24 protein-coding genes are annotated in these 17,529 nt (G+C 38.8%); 22 read left to right on the forward strand and 2 right to left on the reverse strand.

From position 1 onward, the window contains the following. Positions 1-2 precede the first annotated feature (2 nt). The 5 genes from ABH957_RS09965 (at position 3) to ABH957_RS09985 (ending at position 2,747) form a co-directional block, all read left to right on the forward strand. Positions 3-461: a GNAT family N-acetyltransferase gene (locus tag ABH957_RS09965; RefSeq protein WP_002016300.1), complete on the forward strand. Its 459-nt coding sequence runs from the start codon at positions 3-5 to the stop codon at positions 459-461. 108 nt (positions 462-569) lie between these two features. After that, positions 570-1,610 carry an L-threonylcarbamoyladenylate synthase gene (locus ABH957_RS09970; RefSeq protein WP_404511094.1) on the forward strand — a complete coding sequence of 347 codons (1,041 nt, stop codon included), beginning with the start codon at positions 570-572 and terminating at the stop codon, positions 1,608-1,610. Between the two features lie 77 nt (positions 1,611-1,687). Next, positions 1,688-2,236, forward strand: coding sequence for a manganese efflux pump MntP (locus ABH957_RS09975; RefSeq protein WP_113936188.1), 549 nt, complete (start codon positions 1,688-1,690; stop codon positions 2,234-2,236). 19 nt (positions 2,237-2,255) lie between these two features. Beyond that, complete coding sequence (locus ABH957_RS09980) at positions 2,256-2,387, forward strand: hypothetical protein (RefSeq protein WP_001037634.1); 132 nt, start codon at positions 2,256-2,258, stop codon at positions 2,385-2,387. Between the two features lie 81 nt (positions 2,388-2,468). Then, positions 2,469-2,747, forward strand: a complete 279-nt coding sequence (locus ABH957_RS09985; RefSeq protein ID WP_002034899.1) for a DUF3935 domain-containing protein — start codon at positions 2,469-2,471, stop codon at positions 2,745-2,747. Between the two features lie 362 nt (positions 2,748-3,109). Here the strand turns inward: ABH957_RS09985 and ABH957_RS09990 are convergent, their stop codons facing one another. Both ABH957_RS09990 and ABH957_RS09995 read right to left on the reverse strand, forming a co-directional pair. Then, the gene (locus ABH957_RS09990) at positions 3,110-3,721 is read right to left on the reverse strand and encodes a flavin reductase family protein (protein ID WP_404511096.1); all 612 of its coding nucleotides are present in this window, start codon (positions 3,719-3,721) and stop codon (positions 3,110-3,112) included. Between the two features lie 167 nt (positions 3,722-3,888). Beyond that, the gene (locus tag ABH957_RS09995; RefSeq protein WP_016093639.1) at positions 3,889-4,275 is read right to left on the reverse strand and encodes a DoxX family protein; all 387 of its coding nucleotides are present in this window, start codon (positions 4,273-4,275) and stop codon (positions 3,889-3,891) included. 387 nt (positions 4,276-4,662) lie between these two features. Between ABH957_RS09995 and ABH957_RS10000 the strand changes: the two genes are divergently transcribed. The 17 genes from ABH957_RS10000 to atpC all read left to right on the forward strand — a co-directional run bounded on the left by ABH957_RS10000 (position 4,663) and on the right by atpC (position 17,395). After that, positions 4,663-5,160, forward strand: a complete 498-nt coding sequence (locus ABH957_RS10000; RefSeq protein WP_002016294.1) for a PTS sugar transporter subunit IIA — start codon at positions 4,663-4,665, stop codon at positions 5,158-5,160. A gap of 247 nt (positions 5,161-5,407) precedes the next feature. Next, a complete protein-coding gene (locus ABH957_RS10005) occupies positions 5,408-5,848 on the forward strand; it encodes a low molecular weight protein arginine phosphatase (protein ID WP_404454776.1) in 441 nt (146 codons plus the stop codon). Between the two features lie 96 nt (positions 5,849-5,944). Then, positions 5,945-6,388 carry a ribose 5-phosphate isomerase B gene (gene rpiB / locus ABH957_RS10010; protein WP_002089748.1) on the forward strand — a complete coding sequence of 148 codons (444 nt, stop codon included), beginning with the start codon at positions 5,945-5,947 and terminating at the stop codon, positions 6,386-6,388. Between the two features lie 66 nt (positions 6,389-6,454). Next, complete coding sequence (locus ABH957_RS10015) at positions 6,455-7,027, forward strand: TIGR01440 family protein (protein ID WP_002089746.1); 573 nt, start codon at positions 6,455-6,457, stop codon at positions 7,025-7,027. Between the two features lie 253 nt (positions 7,028-7,280). Continuing rightward, positions 7,281-8,522 (forward strand): serine hydroxymethyltransferase, encoded by a 1,242-nt coding sequence (glyA, locus tag ABH957_RS10020; protein ID WP_242310796.1) that lies wholly within the window; start codon positions 7,281-7,283, stop codon positions 8,520-8,522. A 271-nt stretch (positions 8,523-8,793) separates the two neighbouring features. Continuing rightward, a complete protein-coding gene (gene upp / locus ABH957_RS10025; RefSeq protein WP_002139017.1) occupies positions 8,794-9,423 on the forward strand; it encodes a uracil phosphoribosyltransferase in 630 nt (209 codons plus the stop codon). 376 nt (positions 9,424-9,799) lie between these two features. Next, positions 9,800-9,913 carry a DUF4024 domain-containing protein gene (locus tag ABH957_RS10030; protein WP_000232963.1) on the forward strand — a complete coding sequence of 38 codons (114 nt, stop codon included), beginning with the start codon at positions 9,800-9,802 and terminating at the stop codon, positions 9,911-9,913. A gap of 26 nt (positions 9,914-9,939) precedes the next feature. Continuing rightward, a complete protein-coding gene (locus ABH957_RS10035) occupies positions 9,940-10,164 on the forward strand; it encodes an AtpZ/AtpI family protein (RefSeq protein WP_002089742.1) in 225 nt (74 codons plus the stop codon). Next, positions 10,164-10,556, forward strand: coding sequence for an ATP synthase subunit I (locus ABH957_RS10040; protein WP_002016288.1), 393 nt, complete (start codon positions 10,164-10,166; stop codon positions 10,554-10,556). The genes ABH957_RS10035 and ABH957_RS10040 overlap by 1 nt, the downstream gene beginning before the upstream one ends. A 7-nt stretch (positions 10,557-10,563) precedes the next feature. Further along, a complete protein-coding gene (gene atpB, locus ABH957_RS10045; protein WP_002089740.1) occupies positions 10,564-11,283 on the forward strand; it encodes a F0F1 ATP synthase subunit A in 720 nt (239 codons plus the stop codon). Between the two features lie 56 nt (positions 11,284-11,339). Beyond that, positions 11,340-11,558: a F0F1 ATP synthase subunit C gene (gene atpE, locus ABH957_RS10050; RefSeq protein WP_000052064.1), complete on the forward strand. Its 219-nt coding sequence runs from the start codon at positions 11,340-11,342 to the stop codon at positions 11,556-11,558. A gap of 128 nt (positions 11,559-11,686) precedes the next feature. After that, positions 11,687-12,193: a F0F1 ATP synthase subunit B gene (gene atpF / locus ABH957_RS10055; protein WP_002113045.1), complete on the forward strand. Its 507-nt coding sequence runs from the start codon at positions 11,687-11,689 to the stop codon at positions 12,191-12,193. Continuing rightward, positions 12,190-12,732, forward strand: coding sequence for a F0F1 ATP synthase subunit delta (gene atpH, locus ABH957_RS10060; RefSeq protein ID WP_002113044.1), 543 nt, complete (start codon positions 12,190-12,192; stop codon positions 12,730-12,732). Before atpF ends, atpH begins: the two co-directional genes overlap by 4 nt. 11 nt (positions 12,733-12,743) lie before the next feature. Next, entirely contained in the window at positions 12,744-14,252 is a 1,509-nt protein-coding gene (gene atpA / locus ABH957_RS10065; protein WP_113936192.1) for a F0F1 ATP synthase subunit alpha, read from the forward strand. Between the two features lie 205 nt (positions 14,253-14,457). After that, entirely contained in the window at positions 14,458-15,318 is an 861-nt protein-coding gene (gene atpG, locus ABH957_RS10070) for a F0F1 ATP synthase subunit gamma (protein WP_002016283.1), read from the forward strand. A 245-nt stretch (positions 15,319-15,563) separates the two neighbouring features. Beyond that, on the forward strand, positions 15,564-16,973 hold the full coding sequence (gene atpD, locus ABH957_RS10075; RefSeq protein WP_002139020.1) for a F0F1 ATP synthase subunit beta: 1,410 nt from the start codon (positions 15,564-15,566) through the stop codon (positions 16,971-16,973). Between the two features lie 20 nt (positions 16,974-16,993). Then, the gene (atpC, locus tag ABH957_RS10080; protein ID WP_002016279.1) at positions 16,994-17,395 is read left to right on the forward strand and encodes a F0F1 ATP synthase subunit epsilon; all 402 of its coding nucleotides are present in this window, start codon (positions 16,994-16,996) and stop codon (positions 17,393-17,395) included. Positions 17,396-17,529 lie beyond the last annotated feature (134 nt).

Raw genomic sequence — 17,529 nt, forward strand, 5'->3', positions numbered from 1 at the left:
CTATGAAGAACGTGTATTTTGCTACGAAAGCAGATGTAGAAAGATTACATTCTTTTTTCGGACAAGCTAATAAAAAAGATGATAAAATAAATGAGTTGTACGCACAATTTATGATCTTGGAAGAGGCGGGAGAAATACGAGCGGTAATTGGATATGAACAAAGTGGAGAAAATGCACTTATCCGTTCTTGTTTATTCACACCTAATGTGGATAAACAGACTTTCTTATATTTTTTCGAGATGTTTTTGCAGTATATGAAAGAAAAAGATATTCGACAATTGTACTTACTCACAAATCATCCACAATCTGTGACCATCTTTCAGTTTTTTAACTTTGTCATTATAGAGAAAGAGGAAGTGCCAGAGGAAATTCGACAGTTAGAACACTTTTGTAAAAATATAAAAGAGCTAAATGCAATAATACTAAATTGTCAGCTATTCACAAAGTTATCCACGGATTAACAAGGTTTATCCACATTTTGTGGATAAACCTTGTTTGTCTTTTGGATAAATCTCATAGTAAACTAAAAATAGACAAGTATTTCATGGTAGAAAAGGACGTGGGAAAAAATGCATACAAATATGTGGGTTGTGGATAATGTTGTGGAAAGAAAAAAATATTATCCACAATTAAAAGAAGCAGCGAGATTATTAAGAGAAAATGAAGCGGTGGCCTTCCCAACGGAAACGGTTTATGGGTTAGGAGCAAACGCAATGGATGATGAAGCGATAGCGAAAATTTTTGAAGCGAAAGGGAGACCGAGCGATAATCCACTGATTGTCCACATAGGAACAAAATCTCAGTTAGATGGTATCGTAAAAGAAATTCCGCCGGTTGCAGAAAAGTTAATGGAGCATTTTTGGCCAGGACCATTAACAATCATTTTACCGAGAAAAAAAGGGATTTCAGAGAGGGTTACGGCAGGACTTAATACAGTCGGAGTGAGGATGCCGGATCATCCAGTAGCGCTCGCCCTTATTGAAGAGGCAAACGTGCCTGTTGCGGCACCGAGTGCGAATCGTTCAGGACGCCCAAGTCCAACGTTAGCTTCTCATGTGTATGAAGATTTAAATGGGAAAATTGCTGGTATTGTTGATGGCGGGGCGACAGGAGTAGGTGTTGAATCAACTGTAATTGATTGTACGAGCGAAGTTCCGACGATTTTACGTCCTGGTGGGATTACGCAGGAACAATTGGAAGCAGTAATAGGAAATGTTTCTTTAGATCCAGCTTTAAAGGATGAGAAAGAAAAACCGAAAGCGCCTGGAATGAAATATACACATTATGCACCGAAAGCGCCACTTAGTATTGTTGAAGGATCCCGTGAGTTTATTCAACGTATTGTGGATGAGAAAAAGAAAGAAGGATTTAAAGTAGGTGTATTAACGACCGAAGAGTATCAACATGTGTATAGTGCAGATGTTGTATTGTCTTGTGGTGTGCGAAGCGATTTAGCCAGCGTTGCGACTAAGTTATATGATGTGCTTAGAACGTTTGATGCAAGTGAAGTAGATGTTATTTTTAGTGAATCATTCCCGAATGAAGGCATAGGAAATGCAATTATGAATCGTTTAACAAAAGCTGCGGGACATCATATTATCACTGAATGATAATGTACCTTTAGCAAACAGAATATTTTTCCTCGGATAAGCATATTGTGAAGTAGCACGTCCGAGGGGGGATATGAATGACACTTGAACAATTAATACCTTTAATAATTATGGCATTTGCCCTGGGGATGGATGCATTTTCAGTGAGCCTCGGTATGGGGATGGTAACATTAAAGTTAAGACAAATCCTTTATATAGGTATGACAATTGGGATATTTCATATTATTATGCCATTTATCGGAATGGTACTAGGACGTTTTCTATCAGAGAAGTATGGGGATGTCGCGAATTTTGCAGGAGCTATTTTATTAATTGGGCTAGGGTTCTATATTGTATATTCGTCTATTTTAGAAAGTGAAGAGACTAGAACTGCTCCAATTGGAATTAGTTTATTTGTATTTGCATTTGGTGTCAGTATAGATAGTTTTTCAGTAGGTCTTAGTCTTGGAATTTACGGAGCAGAGACAATTATTACGATATTATTGTTCGGACTAATAAGTATGTTACTGGCGTGGATGGGTTTATTGCTCGGTAGGCATGCCAAAAATATGCTTGGTACATATGGTGAAATAGTAGGTGGTATCATTCTGGTTGGATTTGGATTATATCTCCTTTTTCCTATATAATTTTATATAGGAGGGAATTATGAACAAGTTATTGGAATGGTATGTTAAGTTTTTAACCTTCTTTCCTAGATGGCTAAGAAGGCTAATAATCTGGGGTATTATTTTGCAAATTTCGATGTTAGGTTGGATTAAGTTAATTCGTGAATGGTGAGATCGTTCCTTTCTGTGCATAGTTTCGTTTGTACTATATTGATCACACTAAAAAATTACAAATATAGAAAGGATGAGATGGATGACGAGATTGAAGCAAGTTTTTGGTATTATTATTAGTTTTTTTGTTTTTTGGTTCAGTATGCTCGGTGTACAAATGTTTGCTGAGTTTTTAGATATTGAGTCATTGAAGTTTGTTGCAGGAAAATCGGAGGCGGCGCGTACTTTTTATTCTCCGTACCCGTTTTTAATTGTTTTCCTTATTACGTTACTTTCCTTATATTTCTTTGTAATAAAGCTTGGTAGATCTAAAAAAGAGAAATTCCCGGCATTAGAGGAGAAGAACGAAGAATTACGATAAAAAATCCCCCGCTTTCAGCGGGGGGGGGTATGTTTGAGTGATGAAGCTGGAGCTTTTCGGTGGCATCCAGCTCCAGTGGCCAGCTCTTCGCGTCTAAGAACCTCCCGCAGGTATAAAGCACCTTTTGTGCGAGAGAACCTTAGCTGGTCAGAGCTAAGCGGGCCCCTTCCTGCGAGGCAAAAGGCGCCTCTACGTCAGGAGCTCCATCCCCCTCTCATTCTGAGCGAGCTGCTTCCGCCTTTAGTTGTATCCAGCTCCAGCGGCTAGAATCTCCGGTCATTTCACTCTCTCGCTCGAAGCAAAAAGCGCTTCAAGGTCGAGAGTTCCAATGCCCTGCGATTCTGAACGAGCCGCTTCCGCCTTTAAATGGGCCTCACTAATTCAAATTGTTCTCCTAGTTTTGCGTAGTTGTGTCCTGCTAGGCGGCTTATTGGTTTTAGTTCTTCGGCGTGAATTCGGCCGTTTTCGTATAAGTGTTCAGCGACGTGGAAGCGAACGACGCGGCCGATTAGTAGGTCACAAGCTGGCGAGTCGTCGGTTCCGCCGAGCGGTATAGCGCGTTCTAATATGCACTCCATTCGAATGTTTGCTTCTTTAACCCCTGGTACTGAAATGACATCACTGTCAATCGGTGTTAGTTTTGCTAATTCGATTTCACTTTCATTAGGAGGTAGGTTCGCTGCTGTTTCGTTGATCGCTTCTACGTAAGATTCATCAGAAATATGTACGACAAATTCCCCTTTTTCTATTGCGTTTCTGGAAGTGTCTTTCGGTTTTCCTTCTTTGCGTTGTACTGAAACTGAGATAAGTGGTGGATTGGCAGCGACGATATTGAAATAACTATATGGCGCACCGTTCAATACGCCATCTTTAGTTACAGAAGTAACGAATGCAACAGGACGTGGAATGATACTTCCAGTTAGTAATTTGTAATTATCTTTTTCGGTTTGTTCGTTTGGATTAATGGATAACATGTTGTAATCCCCTTTCTAAATATGAATACTTATTGTTCCTTTACAAGATATCAATGGGAATCTCCTGCTGAAAATAATATTTTTTTGATGATGTAAAAAAAAGAGATTACCTCGATTGTACTGAAGTAATCTCTTTTTTTGTAAATATCTTGAAATAGAGATAAACATTAAAGTAAAACGTAAGCGCCAGGACCGATTAAAGCTACACCGATAGCGACAGCGATTAACATTAAATTATATTCGAATCCGTTTTGTGTTACCCAGTAACCATTTTTTCCGTGAACTGTGAAAATTGCTACTAACATTGTTCCTAAGATAAATAATGAACCAACTACAGTGAAAATACCTGCTGCGAATAAGAAACCACCTAATAGTTCAGTTGCGCCAGCCATAAATGCCATAAATACACCAGGACGTAAGCCGATTGACTCCATCCAGCCGCCAGTTCCCTTTAAGCCGTAACCGCCGAACCAACCAAATAATTTTTGAGCACCATGACCCATGAATGTAATTCCTATAATAAGACGAATAATAAGAAGACCGATATCCATCATTTTAAAAAACCTCCTAAAAGTTATTAACTTATCTTATGTAAGTAATAATAAAATAGTTACTTACTTTAGTCAAGTGGATTTCGACAAAAATTTGAAAGTAATTTTACAAATTAACAACAAAAAATAAAATGTAGTAAAGACCTCTAGACAAGTAAGTGAAAAAAAGAGAAAATATAAGTAGAAGTTAACTTCTCATTGTTGTTCAGACAATCAGAATTGACTGGAATTTTGTGAAGCGCTACAATAAGAGTCTAGTAGTAATGACATGATTTATTTCGAAAGAGTTTTTACAGTATAACATTCGAAGTATGAAGTCTTACGTGTATTTCGATCTTGAATAGAGATTGCCCTATAAACTTTTAGGTAAATTATAAGGAGGACTATCCTATGTTTAAAAAATTATTCGGTTTTGGTTCAAAAACAAATGAAGAAACAATCGTAGCTCCATTAACTGGAGCAGTGAAAAATATTGAAGAAGTACCAGATCCAGTATTCGCTGGTCGTATGATGGGTGACGGTGTTGCGATCGATCCTACTGAAGGTGTAGTTGTATCTCCAGTTGATGGTGAAATCGTACAATTATTCCACACGAAACATGCTATTGGAATTAAAGCGAAAAACGGTACAGAAATTTTAATCCACGTTGGATTAGAAACTGTAAAAATGGAAGGTGAAGGTTTCGAAGCTCACGTTTCTGAAGGACAAGCTGTAAAAGCTGGAGATAAATTAATCTCATTCGACTTAGAATTAATTCGTGAAAAAGCGAAAAGCACAATTACTCCAATCGTTATTACAAACACAGATGCAGCTGAGTCTATTAAGACAACTGTAGGTGTAACAGCTACAAAAGGTTCAACAGAAGTAATGAAAGTTACAATGAAATAATTATTTGATAGAAGGAATCCGTTTCATATGAAATGGATTCCTTCTTTTGTTTCGTAGTGTGTTCATTATGTATGGTGAAATACTTTGGGCACTTGGAAATAGGGTTTCACATATATGTGGATAAGGCGCATTTTTCTTAGAAAAAATATAAGAGAAATGCGCCTTTCGTATATTCACATTCCTTTTGTTCTATTCTAATGTACGCTATGATAAATGGTAGGAAACAGAAAAAAAGGGGTGGGTTTAGATGAAACGGGTGTTATTTGTTTGCACTGGAAATACATGCCGTAGTCCGATGGCTGAGGCTTTGCTTCGCCATTATGGAGAAGGTAAATTTGAAGTGCAATCTGCTGGTGTTTTCGCCTATCCTGGAAGCGATGCGTCGGTACATGCAAAGGAAGCTTTAGCTGAAAAAGGAATTGTAATCGATCATGCCGCGCAGCAGGTAAACGATACTTTGGTTGATTGGGCGGATATTGTAGTAACAATGACGGAAAACCATAAGCAAATTGTACTTGGGCATTATCCGAGTGTTGAAAAGAAATTGGATACATTATATGGATTAACTGAGGGTGTAAGTAAGGATATTTCAGACCCATTTGGCGGATCGCTTTCTATTTATAAAGAAACGTTAGAAGAGATGGAAAAACTTGTACAAACTTTACTGAAAAAACATTCAGAAGGTTGATGTTTCGTGTATAATACGATATTGGAGATCACTTTGTTCCATTAAGGTAGCGAGTGTGAAATGAAGATAATTGATTGAGACTTCGGAGGGGTAAAAATGAAAGTAGTAGTAGCATCTGATCACGGCGGTATGAATATCCGTAAAGAACTTGTAAATTTATTAGAAGAGTTAAATATTGAATATATTGATTTAGGTTGTGAATGTGAAGCTGGTTCTGTTGATTACCCTGATTTTGCGTTTCCAGCAGCAGAAATGGTCGCGAATGGTGAAGTGGATCGTGGTATTTTAGTTTGCGGGACAGGCATTGGCATGTCAATCGCAGCAAACAAAGTAAATGGTATTCGTTGTGCATTAGTTCATGATACTTTCAGTGCGAAAGCGACGAGAGAGCATAATGACACTAACATGTTAGCAATGGGCGAGCGTGTAATTGGAGCTGGTCTAGCGCGTGATATCGCGAAAATTTGGCTAACAACTGACTATGAAGGTGGCCGTCACGAAAACCGCGTAGGAAAAATTAAAACGTACGAAACAAAGTAATAGATTCTAACTATAAGTAGTATGAAATATAATTTGGTGAACCAACCTGTGAAAGGAAGAGGCGTAATGACAGAAATCGTAAAGGTAAGAGAACAGCTACAAATGTCGCTTTCTGATTTCCAAGAACAAGCCACGCTGCAAAGAGGCCAAATTTTTGTAGTGGGGTGTAGCACGAGCGAAGTGCTAGGTGAAAGAATTGGAACATCAGGAACGATGGAAGTGGCAGAGGCGATTTTTTCTGAATTAAAACAATTTCAAGAGAGAACAGGTATTGAATTGGCGTTTCAATGTTGTGAGCATTTAAATCGTGCTTTAGTAGTTGAGAGAGATGTAGCGATGAAATATCAATTTGAAATTGTAACAGTTACGCCTGTTAGATCAGCAGGTGGTGCATTAGCGACGTATGCGTATCACAATTTTAAAGATCCGGTAGTAATTGAGTTTATTAAAGCAGATGCAGGAATGGATATCGGCGATACATTTATCGGTATGCATTTAAAGCATGTAGCTGTACCGGTTCGTACAAGTGTGAAGGAAATAGGAAGTGCGCATGTAACGATGGCGAAAACACGTGGGAAACTAATAGGTGGAGCACGTGCCGTTTATGCGGCAAATGAAGAAGCTATTCCTTGCCGTTAAACATGAAAAATTATAAAGTCTTATAACAGCTTTATATCGAAAGGTAAAAGGTATGTAGTCTGACTTTATAATAGAAGAAAGAAAAGACCAATTTTGGTCTTTTTTTTTCTTTTATGATATAGAAAGTCATGTTAGAATGTAGTTGAAAACATGAAGGTTCGAAAGAATTACAACCTGAATTTTCGTTTTTTCTGAATAAATGAGAAAAAACTATTGGGAATTGATGTAATTCGTTCAGAAAAGGGGGATTTTGGTGAATCATTTAAAACGTCAAGATGAAAAGGTATTTGCTGCAATTGAGGCAGAACTAGGAAGACAGCGTTCAAAGATCGAGTTAATTGCTTCGGAAAACTTCGTAAGTGAAGCAGTAATGGAGGCGCAAGGTTCTGTTCTAACGAATAAGTATGCTGAAGGATATCCTGGAAAACGTTACTATGGTGGTTGTGAACACGTAGACGTAGTAGAAGATATCGCACGTGATCGCGCGAAAGAAATTTTTGGCGCAGAGCATGTAAATGTTCAACCACATTCTGGTGCACAAGCGAACATGGCAGTATACTTTACGATTTTAGAGCAAGGCGATACAGTACTTGGTATGAATTTATCTCATGGTGGTCACTTAACACACGGAAGCCCTGTTAACTTCAGTGGAGTACAATATAATTTCGTAGAGTATGGCGTGGATGCTGAATCTCACCGTATTAATTACGATGATGTATTAGCAAAAGCGAAAGAACATAAACCAAAATTAATCGTTGCAGGTGCAAGTGCATATCCTCGTGTTATCGATTTCAAACGATTCCGTGAGATTGCAGATGAAGTGGGCGCATACTTTATGGTTGATATGGCACATATCGCTGGTCTAGTAGCTGCTGGTTTACATCCAAACCCAGTACCACATGCACATTTCGTTACAACGACAACACATAAAACATTACGTGGTCCACGTGGTGGTATGATTTTATGTGAAGAGCAATTTGCAAAACAAATTGATAAATCAATCTTCCCTGGTATTCAAGGTGGTCCACTTATGCACGTAATTGCTGCAAAAGCTGTTGCATTTGGTGAGACACTACAAGATGATTTTAAAACATATGCACAAAATATCATTAATAATGCGAATCGTTTAGCTGAAGGCCTTCAAAAGGAAGGACTTACACTTGTTTCTGGCGGAACAGACAATCATTTAATCTTAATTGATGTTCGTAACTTAGAAATTACAGGTAAAGTAGCAGAGCACGTATTAGATGAAGTTGGTATTACAGTGAACAAAAATACAATTCCATTTGAAACAGCAAGCCCATTTGTAACAAGCGGCGTACGTATCGGTACAGCAGCTGTAACATCTCGTGGTTTCGGTTTAGAAGAAATGGATGAAATTGCGGCACTTATTGCTTATACATTAAAAAATCATGAGAATGAAGTTGCATTAGAAGAAGCAAGTAAGCGTGTAGAAGCGTTAACGAGCAAATTCCCAATGTATACAAGTCTATAATAGATTGAAAAAGACTGCTGAAACGTAATTGTTTTGGCAGTCTTTTTTGTGGACATATATTATTTTTAAAGTATGTATACAAATGATGAATAAATTTTGGCGATATAATGAAGGATACAGCTCCCATAATTGGTAAAGATACTAGATAGATTCATTCTAATTCACGATTTTACCAAATTTGCCCTTGAATATTAGTAGCGTTTTCTTTACAATCGTAAATAGTGTAAAAAAGCGTGTAAACGCATGAATATCATCTAAAGGAGAGATTCACATGGGAAAACTGTATGTATTTGATCACCCGTTAATTCAACATAAGATTACATATATTCGCGATAAGAATACAGGTACGAAAGATTTTCGTGAATTAGTGGACGAAGTAGCAAGCTTAATGGCTTTCGAAATTACTCGCGACCTTCCACTTCAAGACATTGAAATTGAAACACCTGTAAGCAAAGCGACAACAAAAGTGATCGCTGGTAAAAAACTTGGTTTAATTCCGATTTTACGTGCAGGTTTAGGAATGGTTGATGGAATTCTGAAATTAATTCCAGCAGCAAAAGTAGGACACGTTGGTCTATACCGTGACCCTAAAACATTGCAACCGGTAGAATACTATGTGAAACTTCCAACGGATGTAGAAGAGCGTGACTTTATCGTACTAGATCCGATGCTAGCAACAGGTGGTTCTGCGGCTGAAGCAATTAATTCTCTGAAAAAGCGCGGTGCAAAGCAAATTAAATTAATGTGTATCGTAGCTGCTCCAGAAGGAGTAAAAGTAGTGCAGGAAGAGCATCCTGATGTTGATATTTATGTAGCGGCATTAGATGAGAAGTTAAATGACCATGGTTATGTAGTTCCAGGTCTTGGTGATGCTGGTGACCGTTTATTCGGAACGAAGTAAGACAACAGACGAGAGGGGGGATTCCCCGCTCGTTTTTTTTTCGCCCTCAGCGCACGGGGGAGGGGGAGATAAATATACAGGGTATATACAACATAAGTTATATACACATCACATATAATATAGAAGTCTTACGTCTCGGGGACACTATATTATGGAAGGAAAGCGCTATATCTTAAAAATATAATAGTGACAAACTTGTGAACATTTTCTTCTATTATAAAGAGAAAACTGTTAGAAATTGCATATCTCTAACCAGTATTTAGAAGGGGAACGTTTTCATTTTTGGGAGGAAATGCCTAATACTCAAATTTTTTGATTTTTTACGATTTCTCGTTGACACTGTTAATACCCTATTGTATGCTAACAACGGGGATAGATGGTAGGGCTTTCAGTGACAAAAATGCATCTATTCCGTGACGAAAATGTAAACTTTTTATTTTGTATAGAATTTATGCAGAAAAATGAGTTATTATTAACACATCGTGAATGAGGGTTACATATTGGAGGGATGAATCCTTGCAAAAAAACGATCGCAGCCATATAAAAGCGTATGCTTTAATGTCAGGAATACTTGCTCAGTTAGTTGGTTCTATTCTTATTGGAATCTTTGGTGGGCAATGGATTGATAATAAGGTTGGAACGTTTCCGTTGTTTCTTATTATAGGGTTATTACTCGGGTTAGGAACAGGGGTATACGCAATGATTCGACTCATTCAACATTACTATTCGGGAGAGCAATGATGATAGACGTACATGGACTTGTCCAACGACAAAAGAAATATATGTACTACTTGCTTGCGCTTCTAGTGCTAGGATGGGGAATTACCTCTTACAAGGATGTATTTCTTGGGCTGATTATCGGAACGATTTTCAGTTTTCTTAGTTTGCGCATCATTGCACGTAGAACAGACAAGCTATTAGATCGCGTAACAAATGGAGAAAACGTGAAGTTTAAGGCGACAGCGGTAAGTACATATTCAAGATTCGCCACGATTGGGTTATTAATTTTATTTGCAGCCAAATATCAAGAGTTAATTGCGATGTGGGGCTTAGGTGTAGGATTGCTGACAGGATACCTTGTCATGATCATAGATTTTCTTTATTTAGAGTATACGAGCAGGGAAGAGAGGTGAATTACTAGTGGAACACGGTAAATTAGTTGAATTTCTAGGTTTAACGTTCGATTTGTCATCAGTTATGATGGTTACTGTAGCAGCAGTTATTGTTTTCTTAATCGCTGTTATCGGAACTCGCAGCTTAGCGCTTCGCCCAACCGGAATGCAAAACTTCATGGAATGGGTGTTTGACTTCGTGAAAGGGATTATCAATAGTACGATGGACTGGAAAACAGGTGGACGATTCTTAACGCTTGGCGTTACGCTTATCATGTTTATCATCGTATCGAACTTCCTTGGTTTACCATTCATGTATTCAACAGTTGAGGCTGGCGAACATATTGCATGGTGGAGATCACCAACGTCTGATCCAGCAGTTGCATTAACATTAGCCGTGATGGTAGTTACCCTCACCCATTACTATGGAATTAAGATGAAGGGTACGAAAGAATATGCTAAAGGTTATTTCCAACCTATGAAATTCTTATTCCCATTAAAGGTTATTGAGGAGTTTGCTAACACATTAACGTTAGGTCTTCGTTTATTTGGTAACATTTACGCGGGTGAAATCTTATTAGGATTACTTGCTAAGTTAGGTGGGGCATCATTCTTAGGAGCATTAGGTGCACTTGTACCGATGTTAGCATGGATGGGATTCAGCGTATTCGTTGGTTCAATCCAGTCATTTATTTTCGTAATGTTAACGATGGTTTATATGGCTCATAAAGTAAGCCATGACCATTAATATAATTTAAGTAAGAAAAAATTTATTTTTTTATAATACAAAGGAGGACAAATTAAATGAGTTTAGGTGTAATCGCAGCTGCAATTGCAATTGGTTTATCAGCATTAGGTGCAGGTATTGGTAACGGTCTTATCGTATCACGTACAATCGAAGGTGTTGCTCGTCAACCAGAATTAAAAGGCGCACTTCAAACAATTATGTTCATCGGGGTTGCATTAGTTGAGGCACTTCCAATTATCGGTGTAGTTATTGCTTTCATCGTAATGAACAAATAAGGGAGACTCCCCTTACATAGATGGCGAAGAGTGTTTTTTGAACTTTCTTCGCCATTGCTTTATGAACTAAACGTATGTCTTTTTTTTTCATATGATCAATTTAGATATTTTGAAGGGAGTGAATCCTTGTGCCAACTTTATTATTAGGGGCTTCCATTCCATTTGGAACGATTGCTTATACATTGTTCATTTTCTTACTTCTATTAGTAATGCTACGCAAATTTGCGTGGGGTCCTTTAATGGGAATTATGAAAGAACGTGAAGAGCATGTTACTAATGAAATCGACGCTGCAGAAAGAAGTAACACTGAAGCGAAGAAGTTAGTAGAAGAACAACGTGAAATGTTAAAACAATCGCGTGTTGAAGCACAAGAGTTAATCGAAAGAGCGAAAAAACAAGCTGTAGATCAAAAAGATGTTATTGTTGCTGCTGCGAAAGAAGAAGCAGAATCAATTAAAACATCTGCTGTACAAGAAATTCAACGCGAAAAAGAGCAAGCGATTGCTGCTTTACAAGAACAAGTCGCTTCTTTATCTGTTCAAATTGCTTCTAAAGTAATTGAAAAAGAGTTAAAAGAAGAAGATCAAGTGAAGTTAATTCGCGATTATATTAAAGAAGTAGGAGAAGCGCGATGAGCAATGGGATTGTAGCAAAACGTTATGCTGTCGCTCTTTTCAAAATTGCAAAAGAAAAACACGTATTAGAAATGTTTGAAGAGGAATTACGCCTTGTACAAAACGTTTATGTAAAGAACGGAGAACTACATAGCTTTTTAACGCAACCGAACATTTCAAAAGAGCAGAAGAAAACGTTTCTTGCAAACGTATTCGCATCTGTTTCTGAATCTATTTTAAATACGTTATATATTTTAATTGATAACAAGCGTATTGATATTCTACCTGAAATTGCAGATGAATATGTTGTTCTTGCTAATGAAGAACGTAACGTAGCGGATGCAACTGTATATTCTATTCGTCTTCTATCAGAAGACGAAAAACTTAACATTGCAGAAGCATTTGCAAAAAAAACAGGAAAAGATGCAATTCGCGTGAAAAATGTTGTAGATGAAGATTTACTAGGCGGCATTAAAGTACGTATTGGAAATCGCATTTACGACGGAAGCTTACAAGGAAAATTAGCACGTATTCAGCGTGAATTAATGAAGAATAGATAGGGGTGAAGCACATGAGCATCAGAGCTGAAGAAATTAGCGCACTGATAAAGCAACAAATCGAGAACTATCAGTCTGAAATCGAAGTTAGTGATGTTGGTACAGTTATCCAAGTTGGTGACGGTATTGCGCGTGCTCATGGTCTTGATAACGTTATGGCTGGTGAACTTGTAGAGTTCTCTAACGGCGTTATGGGACTAGCACAAAACTTAGAGGAAAACAACGTAGGTATCATTATCTTAGGACCTTACACAGAAATCCGTGAAGGTGACGAAGTTCGTCGTACTGGTCGCATCATGCAAGTACCAGTAGGAAAAGAACTAATCGGTCGTGTTGTAAACCCATTAGGTCAACCAGTTGATGGTTTAGGCCCAATCAATACAACAAACACTCGTCCAATCGAAAGTCCAGCACCAGGTGTAATGGATCGTAAATCTGTTCATGAGCCACTTCAAACAGGTATTAAAGCGATCGATGCTCTTGTACCAATTGGCCGTGGTCAACGTGAGTTAATCATCGGTGACCGTCAAACAGGTAAAACAGCAGTTGCACTTGATACAATCATTAACCAAAAAGATGAAGATATGGTTTGTATCTATGTAGCTATCGGACAAAAAGAATCAACTGTACGTAACGTAGTAGAAACACTACGTAAGCACGGTGCATTAGATTACACAATCGTTGTAACTGCATCAGCTTCTCAACCAGCTCCATTATTATACCTAGCTCCTTACGCTGGTGTAACAATGGGTGAAGAGTTCATGTACAATGGTAAACACGTTTTAGTAGTATATGATGACTTATCAAAACAAGCAGCGGCTTACCGTGAGCTTTCATTACTATTACGTCGTCCTCCAGGTCGTGAAGCATATCCAGGGGATGTATTCTACTTACATTCTCGCTTATTAGAGCGTGCAGCAAAATTAAGTGATGCAAGAGGCGGCGGTTCTTTAACTGCACTACCTTTCATCGAAACACAAGCAGGGGACGTATCAGCTTACATCCCAACAAACGTAATTTCTATTACGGATGGACAAATCTTCTTACAATCTGACCTATTCTTCTCTGGCGTACGTCCAGCAATCGATGCGGGTACTTCTGTATCTCGTGTAGGTGGATCAGCTCAGATTAAAGCGATGAGTAAAGTATCAGGTACACTTCGTCTTGACCTTGCATCTTACCGTGAGTTAGAAGCGTTCGCTCAGTTCGGTTCTGACCTTGATAAAGCAACACAAGCGAAACTAAACCGTGGTGCTCGTACAGTTGAGGTATTAAAACAAGGATTACACAAACCGTTACGTGTAGAGAAACAAGTTATCATTCTTTACGCTTTAACACGTGGATTCCTAGATGATATCCCAGTAGTAGATATCACTCGTTTCGAAGAAGAATTCCATGCTTGGTTAGATTCAAATGCAACTGACTTATTAAGCGAAATTCGCACAACTAAGAAACTTGCGGATGACGACAAATTTGCAGCAGCAATTAACGGATTTAAAAAAGTATTCGTAGCTTCTGAATAATAATTAAAAGTGAAGTCGACTGTGGCTTAGCTAGATCATATAAAAGGCATCTCAGCTTTTGAGATTGCTGACGGTTATGTAAAGGAAAAGAGTAGGTGCACCTATTCTTTTCCTTCAATCATGAGCAAGAATATCTTGCAACGTAGATTAGGAAGAGGATTCTTACTAATCGTGCCAACTTCCGGAAAAAAGGTGGTGAAAACCTGTGGCATCTTTACGCGATATAAAAGCGAAGATTAACTCGACAAAGAAAACGAGTCAAATTACGAAAGCGATGGAGATGGTATCTGCATCTAAGTTAAACCGTGCAGAGCAAAATGCTAAATCTTTCGTTCCGTATATGGAAAAGATTCAAGAAGTAGTAGCGAGCATTGCGCAAGGAAGTAAAGGGATTAATCATCCAATGCTAAATGCGCGTCCTGTAAAGCGTACAGGATACATCGTTATTACATCTGATCGCGGACTAGCAGGTGGTTATAACAGTAACGTATTACGTACAGTAAGTAACGTAATTCGTGAACGTCATAATATGGATTCAAACCAATATTCAATTATTGTGCTTGGACGACTAGGACGTGATTATTTAAAACGTCGCGGCTTTAACATCATTGATGAAGTAGTTGGATTATCTGACCACCCATCATTTACTGATATTAAAGATATTGCTTCTCGAGCAATTGCGATGTTCGCAGATGGTGCTTATGACGAGCTGTATATTTACTACAATCATTATGTAAGTAAAATTTCACAAGAAGTAACGGAAAATAAAATTTTACCGCTTACGGATGTGGCGTCTGATAAACCGACGACAGCTTATGAATTCGAACCTTCTGAAGAAGAAATTTTAAAAGTATTATTGCCACAATACGCAGAAAGCTTAGTGTACGGTGCATTACTAGACGGTAAAGCAAGTGAGCATGCGGCGCGTATGACAGCAATGAAGAGTGCTACAGACAACGCAATGGAAGTTATCGATTCACTTACACTTTCATTCAACCGTGCGCGTCAAGCAGCGATTACGCAAGAAATTACGGAAATCGTTGGTGGAGTAGCGGCGTTAGAATAGTATTAAAAAGCGTAGGCGGTTCGTTCAGAATGAGAGGGGGATGGAGCTTTTGACGTAGAGGCGATTTGTGCCTCGCAGGAAAAAGCGAAGCCACCGAACATTCTAACCGCTGGAGCTAGATTCAATAAAAAGCGTAGGCGGTTCGTCCAGAACAGGAGAGTCGCGTAAGCTATAAACTAATAAAAATTAAAAGCCGACTTCTCTTAGAAAGCTGGCTAATTAAAAGAAAGCTAGGAGGGAACCCGATGAATAAAGGGCGCGTTACGCAAATCATGGGTCCGGTTGTAGACGTTAAGTTTGATGGCGGAAAGCTACCAGAAATCTACAACGCCCTTACGGTAAAACAAAGCAACGAAAACGGAGCAAGCATTAACTTAACATTTGAAGTTGCACTTCATTTAGGTGATGACACAGTTCGTACAGTTGCAATGTCTTCCACAGATGGACTTGTTCGTGGCACAGAAGTAGAAGATACTGGTAAAGCAATCTCTGTACCAGTTGGTGATGCAACACTTGGTCGTGTATTTAACGTATTAGGTGATGCAATTGACTTAGATGGTGATGTTCCTGCGGATGTACGTCGTGATCCAATTCACCGTCAAGCGCCTGCATTCGAAGAGTTATCTACTAAAGTAGAAATTCTTGAAACTGGTATTAAAGTAGTAGACTTACTTGCTCCTTACATTAAGGGTGGTAAGATCGGTCTATTCGGTGGTGCCGGTGTAGGTAAAACAGTATTAATTCAGGAATTAATTAACAACATCGCACAAGAGCACGGTGGTATCTCTGTATTCGCTGGTGTAGGTGAGCGTACTCGTGAAGGTAACGACTTATACCACGAAATGAGCGATTCTGGCGTAATTAAGAAAACTGCGATGGTATTCGGACAAATGAACGAGCCACCTGGAGCACGTCAACGTGTTGCATTAACAGGCTTAACAATGGCTGAACATTTCCGTGATGAGCAAGGACAAGACGTACTATTGTTCATCGATAACATCTTCCGTTTCACGCAAGCGGGTTCTGAAGTATCTGCCCTTCTTGGTCGTATGCCATCTGCGGTAGGTTACCAGCCAACACTTGCAACAGAAATGGGTCAATTACAAGAGCGTATTACATCTACAAATAAAGGATCTATCACGTCTATCCAAGCGGTATACGTACCAGCCGATGACTATACGGATCCAGCACCAGCTACAACGTTCGCTCACTTAGATGCAACAACAAACTTAGAGCGTCGTTTAACACAAATGGGTATTTACCCAGCCGTAGATCCATTAGCATCTACATCTCGTGCGCTTTCTCCAGAAATCGTAGGAGAAGAGCATTATGGAGTAGCTCGTCAAGTACAGCAAACTTTACAGCGTTATAAAGAGCTTCAAGATATCATCGCTATCTTAGGTATGGATGAGTTATCTGAAGAAGATAAGTTAGTTGTACATCGTGCTCGTCGTATTCAATTCTTCTTATCACAAAACTTCCACGTAGCTGAACAGTTTACAGGTCAAAAAGGTTCTTACGTACCTGTAAAAAATACAGTTAGTGGTTTCAAAGAAATTCTAGAAGGAAAATATGATGACCTTCCAGAAGATGCGTTCCGTCTTGTTGGTAGCATTGAAGAAGTTATTGAAAACGCGAAGAAAATGATGGCGTAAGGCCTTAGGAGGGACGAATTATGAAGACATTTCCAGTCAGTATTGTAACTCCTGATGGACCGGTTTACGAAAAAGAAGTAGAAATGGTAAGCGTAAAAGCAGAGAGTGGGGAAATGGGGATCTTACCAGGTCACATTCCAACTGTTGCACCTTTAAAAATTAGTGCGGTTCGTCTGAAAAATGGTGGGCACACTGATTATGTAGCAGTAAGCGGTGGCTTTATCGAAGTTCGTCCAGATAAAGTAACTGTATTATCATCATCTGCTGAAGAAGCAAACCATATCGATATCCATCGTGCAAATGAATCGAAACGTCGCGCTGAGCAACGTATGCAAGATAAACAAGCGCATGTTGACTTTAGACGTGCAGAAATGGCCTTGCAGCGTGCTGTGAACCGTTTAAACGTTTCTGATATGAAGTAAAAAAATCCGTAAGGGCTCTTGCCTTTACGGATTTTTTGTTGTGGATATAAATAAAAAGAGGAAAAAAACGCCTCTCTTTAGGTAGGAGAGAGCATCTAGCCGTGCATAGAAGCGGTCAGATCCTTTTTCTGCCC

Origin of the sequence: Bacillus sp. RC242, assembly GCF_044908245.1 — a bacterium.
Taxonomy (GTDB): Bacteria; Bacillota; Bacilli; order Bacillales; family Bacillaceae_G; genus Bacillus_A; species Bacillus_A mycoides.

Bases quoted from the DNA above. Each gene is read 5' to 3' on its own strand.
- ABH957_RS09965 (WP_002016300.1), top strand. From the start codon at position 3: ATGAAGAACGTGTATTTTGCTACGAAAGCAGATGTAGAAAGATTACAT.
- ABH957_RS09970 (WP_404511094.1), top strand. From the start codon at position 570: ATGCATACAAATATGTGGGTTGTGGATAATGTTGTGGAAAGAAAAAAA.
- ABH957_RS09975 (WP_113936188.1), top strand. From the start codon at position 1,688: ATGACACTTGAACAATTAATACCTTTAATAATTATGGCATTTGCCCTG.
- ABH957_RS09980 (WP_001037634.1), top strand. From the start codon at position 2,256: ATGAACAAGTTATTGGAATGGTATGTTAAGTTTTTAACCTTCTTTCCT.
- ABH957_RS09985 (WP_002034899.1), top strand. From the start codon at position 2,469: ATGACGAGATTGAAGCAAGTTTTTGGTATTATTATTAGTTTTTTTGTT.
- ABH957_RS09990 (WP_404511096.1), bottom strand. From the start codon at position 3,721: ATGTTATCCATTAATCCAAACGAACAAACCGAAAAAGATAATTACAAA.
- ABH957_RS09995 (WP_016093639.1), bottom strand. From the start codon at position 4,275: ATGATGGATATCGGTCTTCTTATTATTCGTCTTATTATAGGAATTACA.
- ABH957_RS10000 (WP_002016294.1), top strand. From the start codon at position 4,663: ATGTTTAAAAAATTATTCGGTTTTGGTTCAAAAACAAATGAAGAAACA.
- ABH957_RS10005 (WP_404454776.1), top strand. From the start codon at position 5,408: ATGAAACGGGTGTTATTTGTTTGCACTGGAAATACATGCCGTAGTCCG.
- rpiB (WP_002089748.1), top strand. From the start codon at position 5,945: ATGAAAGTAGTAGTAGCATCTGATCACGGCGGTATGAATATCCGTAAA.
- ABH957_RS10015 (WP_002089746.1), top strand. From the start codon at position 6,455: ATGACAGAAATCGTAAAGGTAAGAGAACAGCTACAAATGTCGCTTTCT.
- upp (WP_002139017.1), top strand. From the start codon at position 8,794: ATGGGAAAACTGTATGTATTTGATCACCCGTTAATTCAACATAAGATT.
- ABH957_RS10030 (WP_000232963.1), top strand. From the start codon at position 9,800: ATGGTAGGGCTTTCAGTGACAAAAATGCATCTATTCCGTGACGAAAAT.
- ABH957_RS10040 (WP_002016288.1), top strand. From the start codon at position 10,164: ATGATAGACGTACATGGACTTGTCCAACGACAAAAGAAATATATGTAC.
- atpE (WP_000052064.1), top strand. From the start codon at position 11,340: ATGAGTTTAGGTGTAATCGCAGCTGCAATTGCAATTGGTTTATCAGCA.
- atpH (WP_002113044.1), top strand. From the start codon at position 12,190: ATGAGCAATGGGATTGTAGCAAAACGTTATGCTGTCGCTCTTTTCAAA.
- atpA (WP_113936192.1), top strand. From the start codon at position 12,744: ATGAGCATCAGAGCTGAAGAAATTAGCGCACTGATAAAGCAACAAATC.
- atpD (WP_002139020.1), top strand. From the start codon at position 15,564: ATGAATAAAGGGCGCGTTACGCAAATCATGGGTCCGGTTGTAGACGTT.
- atpC (WP_002016279.1), top strand. From the start codon at position 16,994: ATGAAGACATTTCCAGTCAGTATTGTAACTCCTGATGGACCGGTTTAC.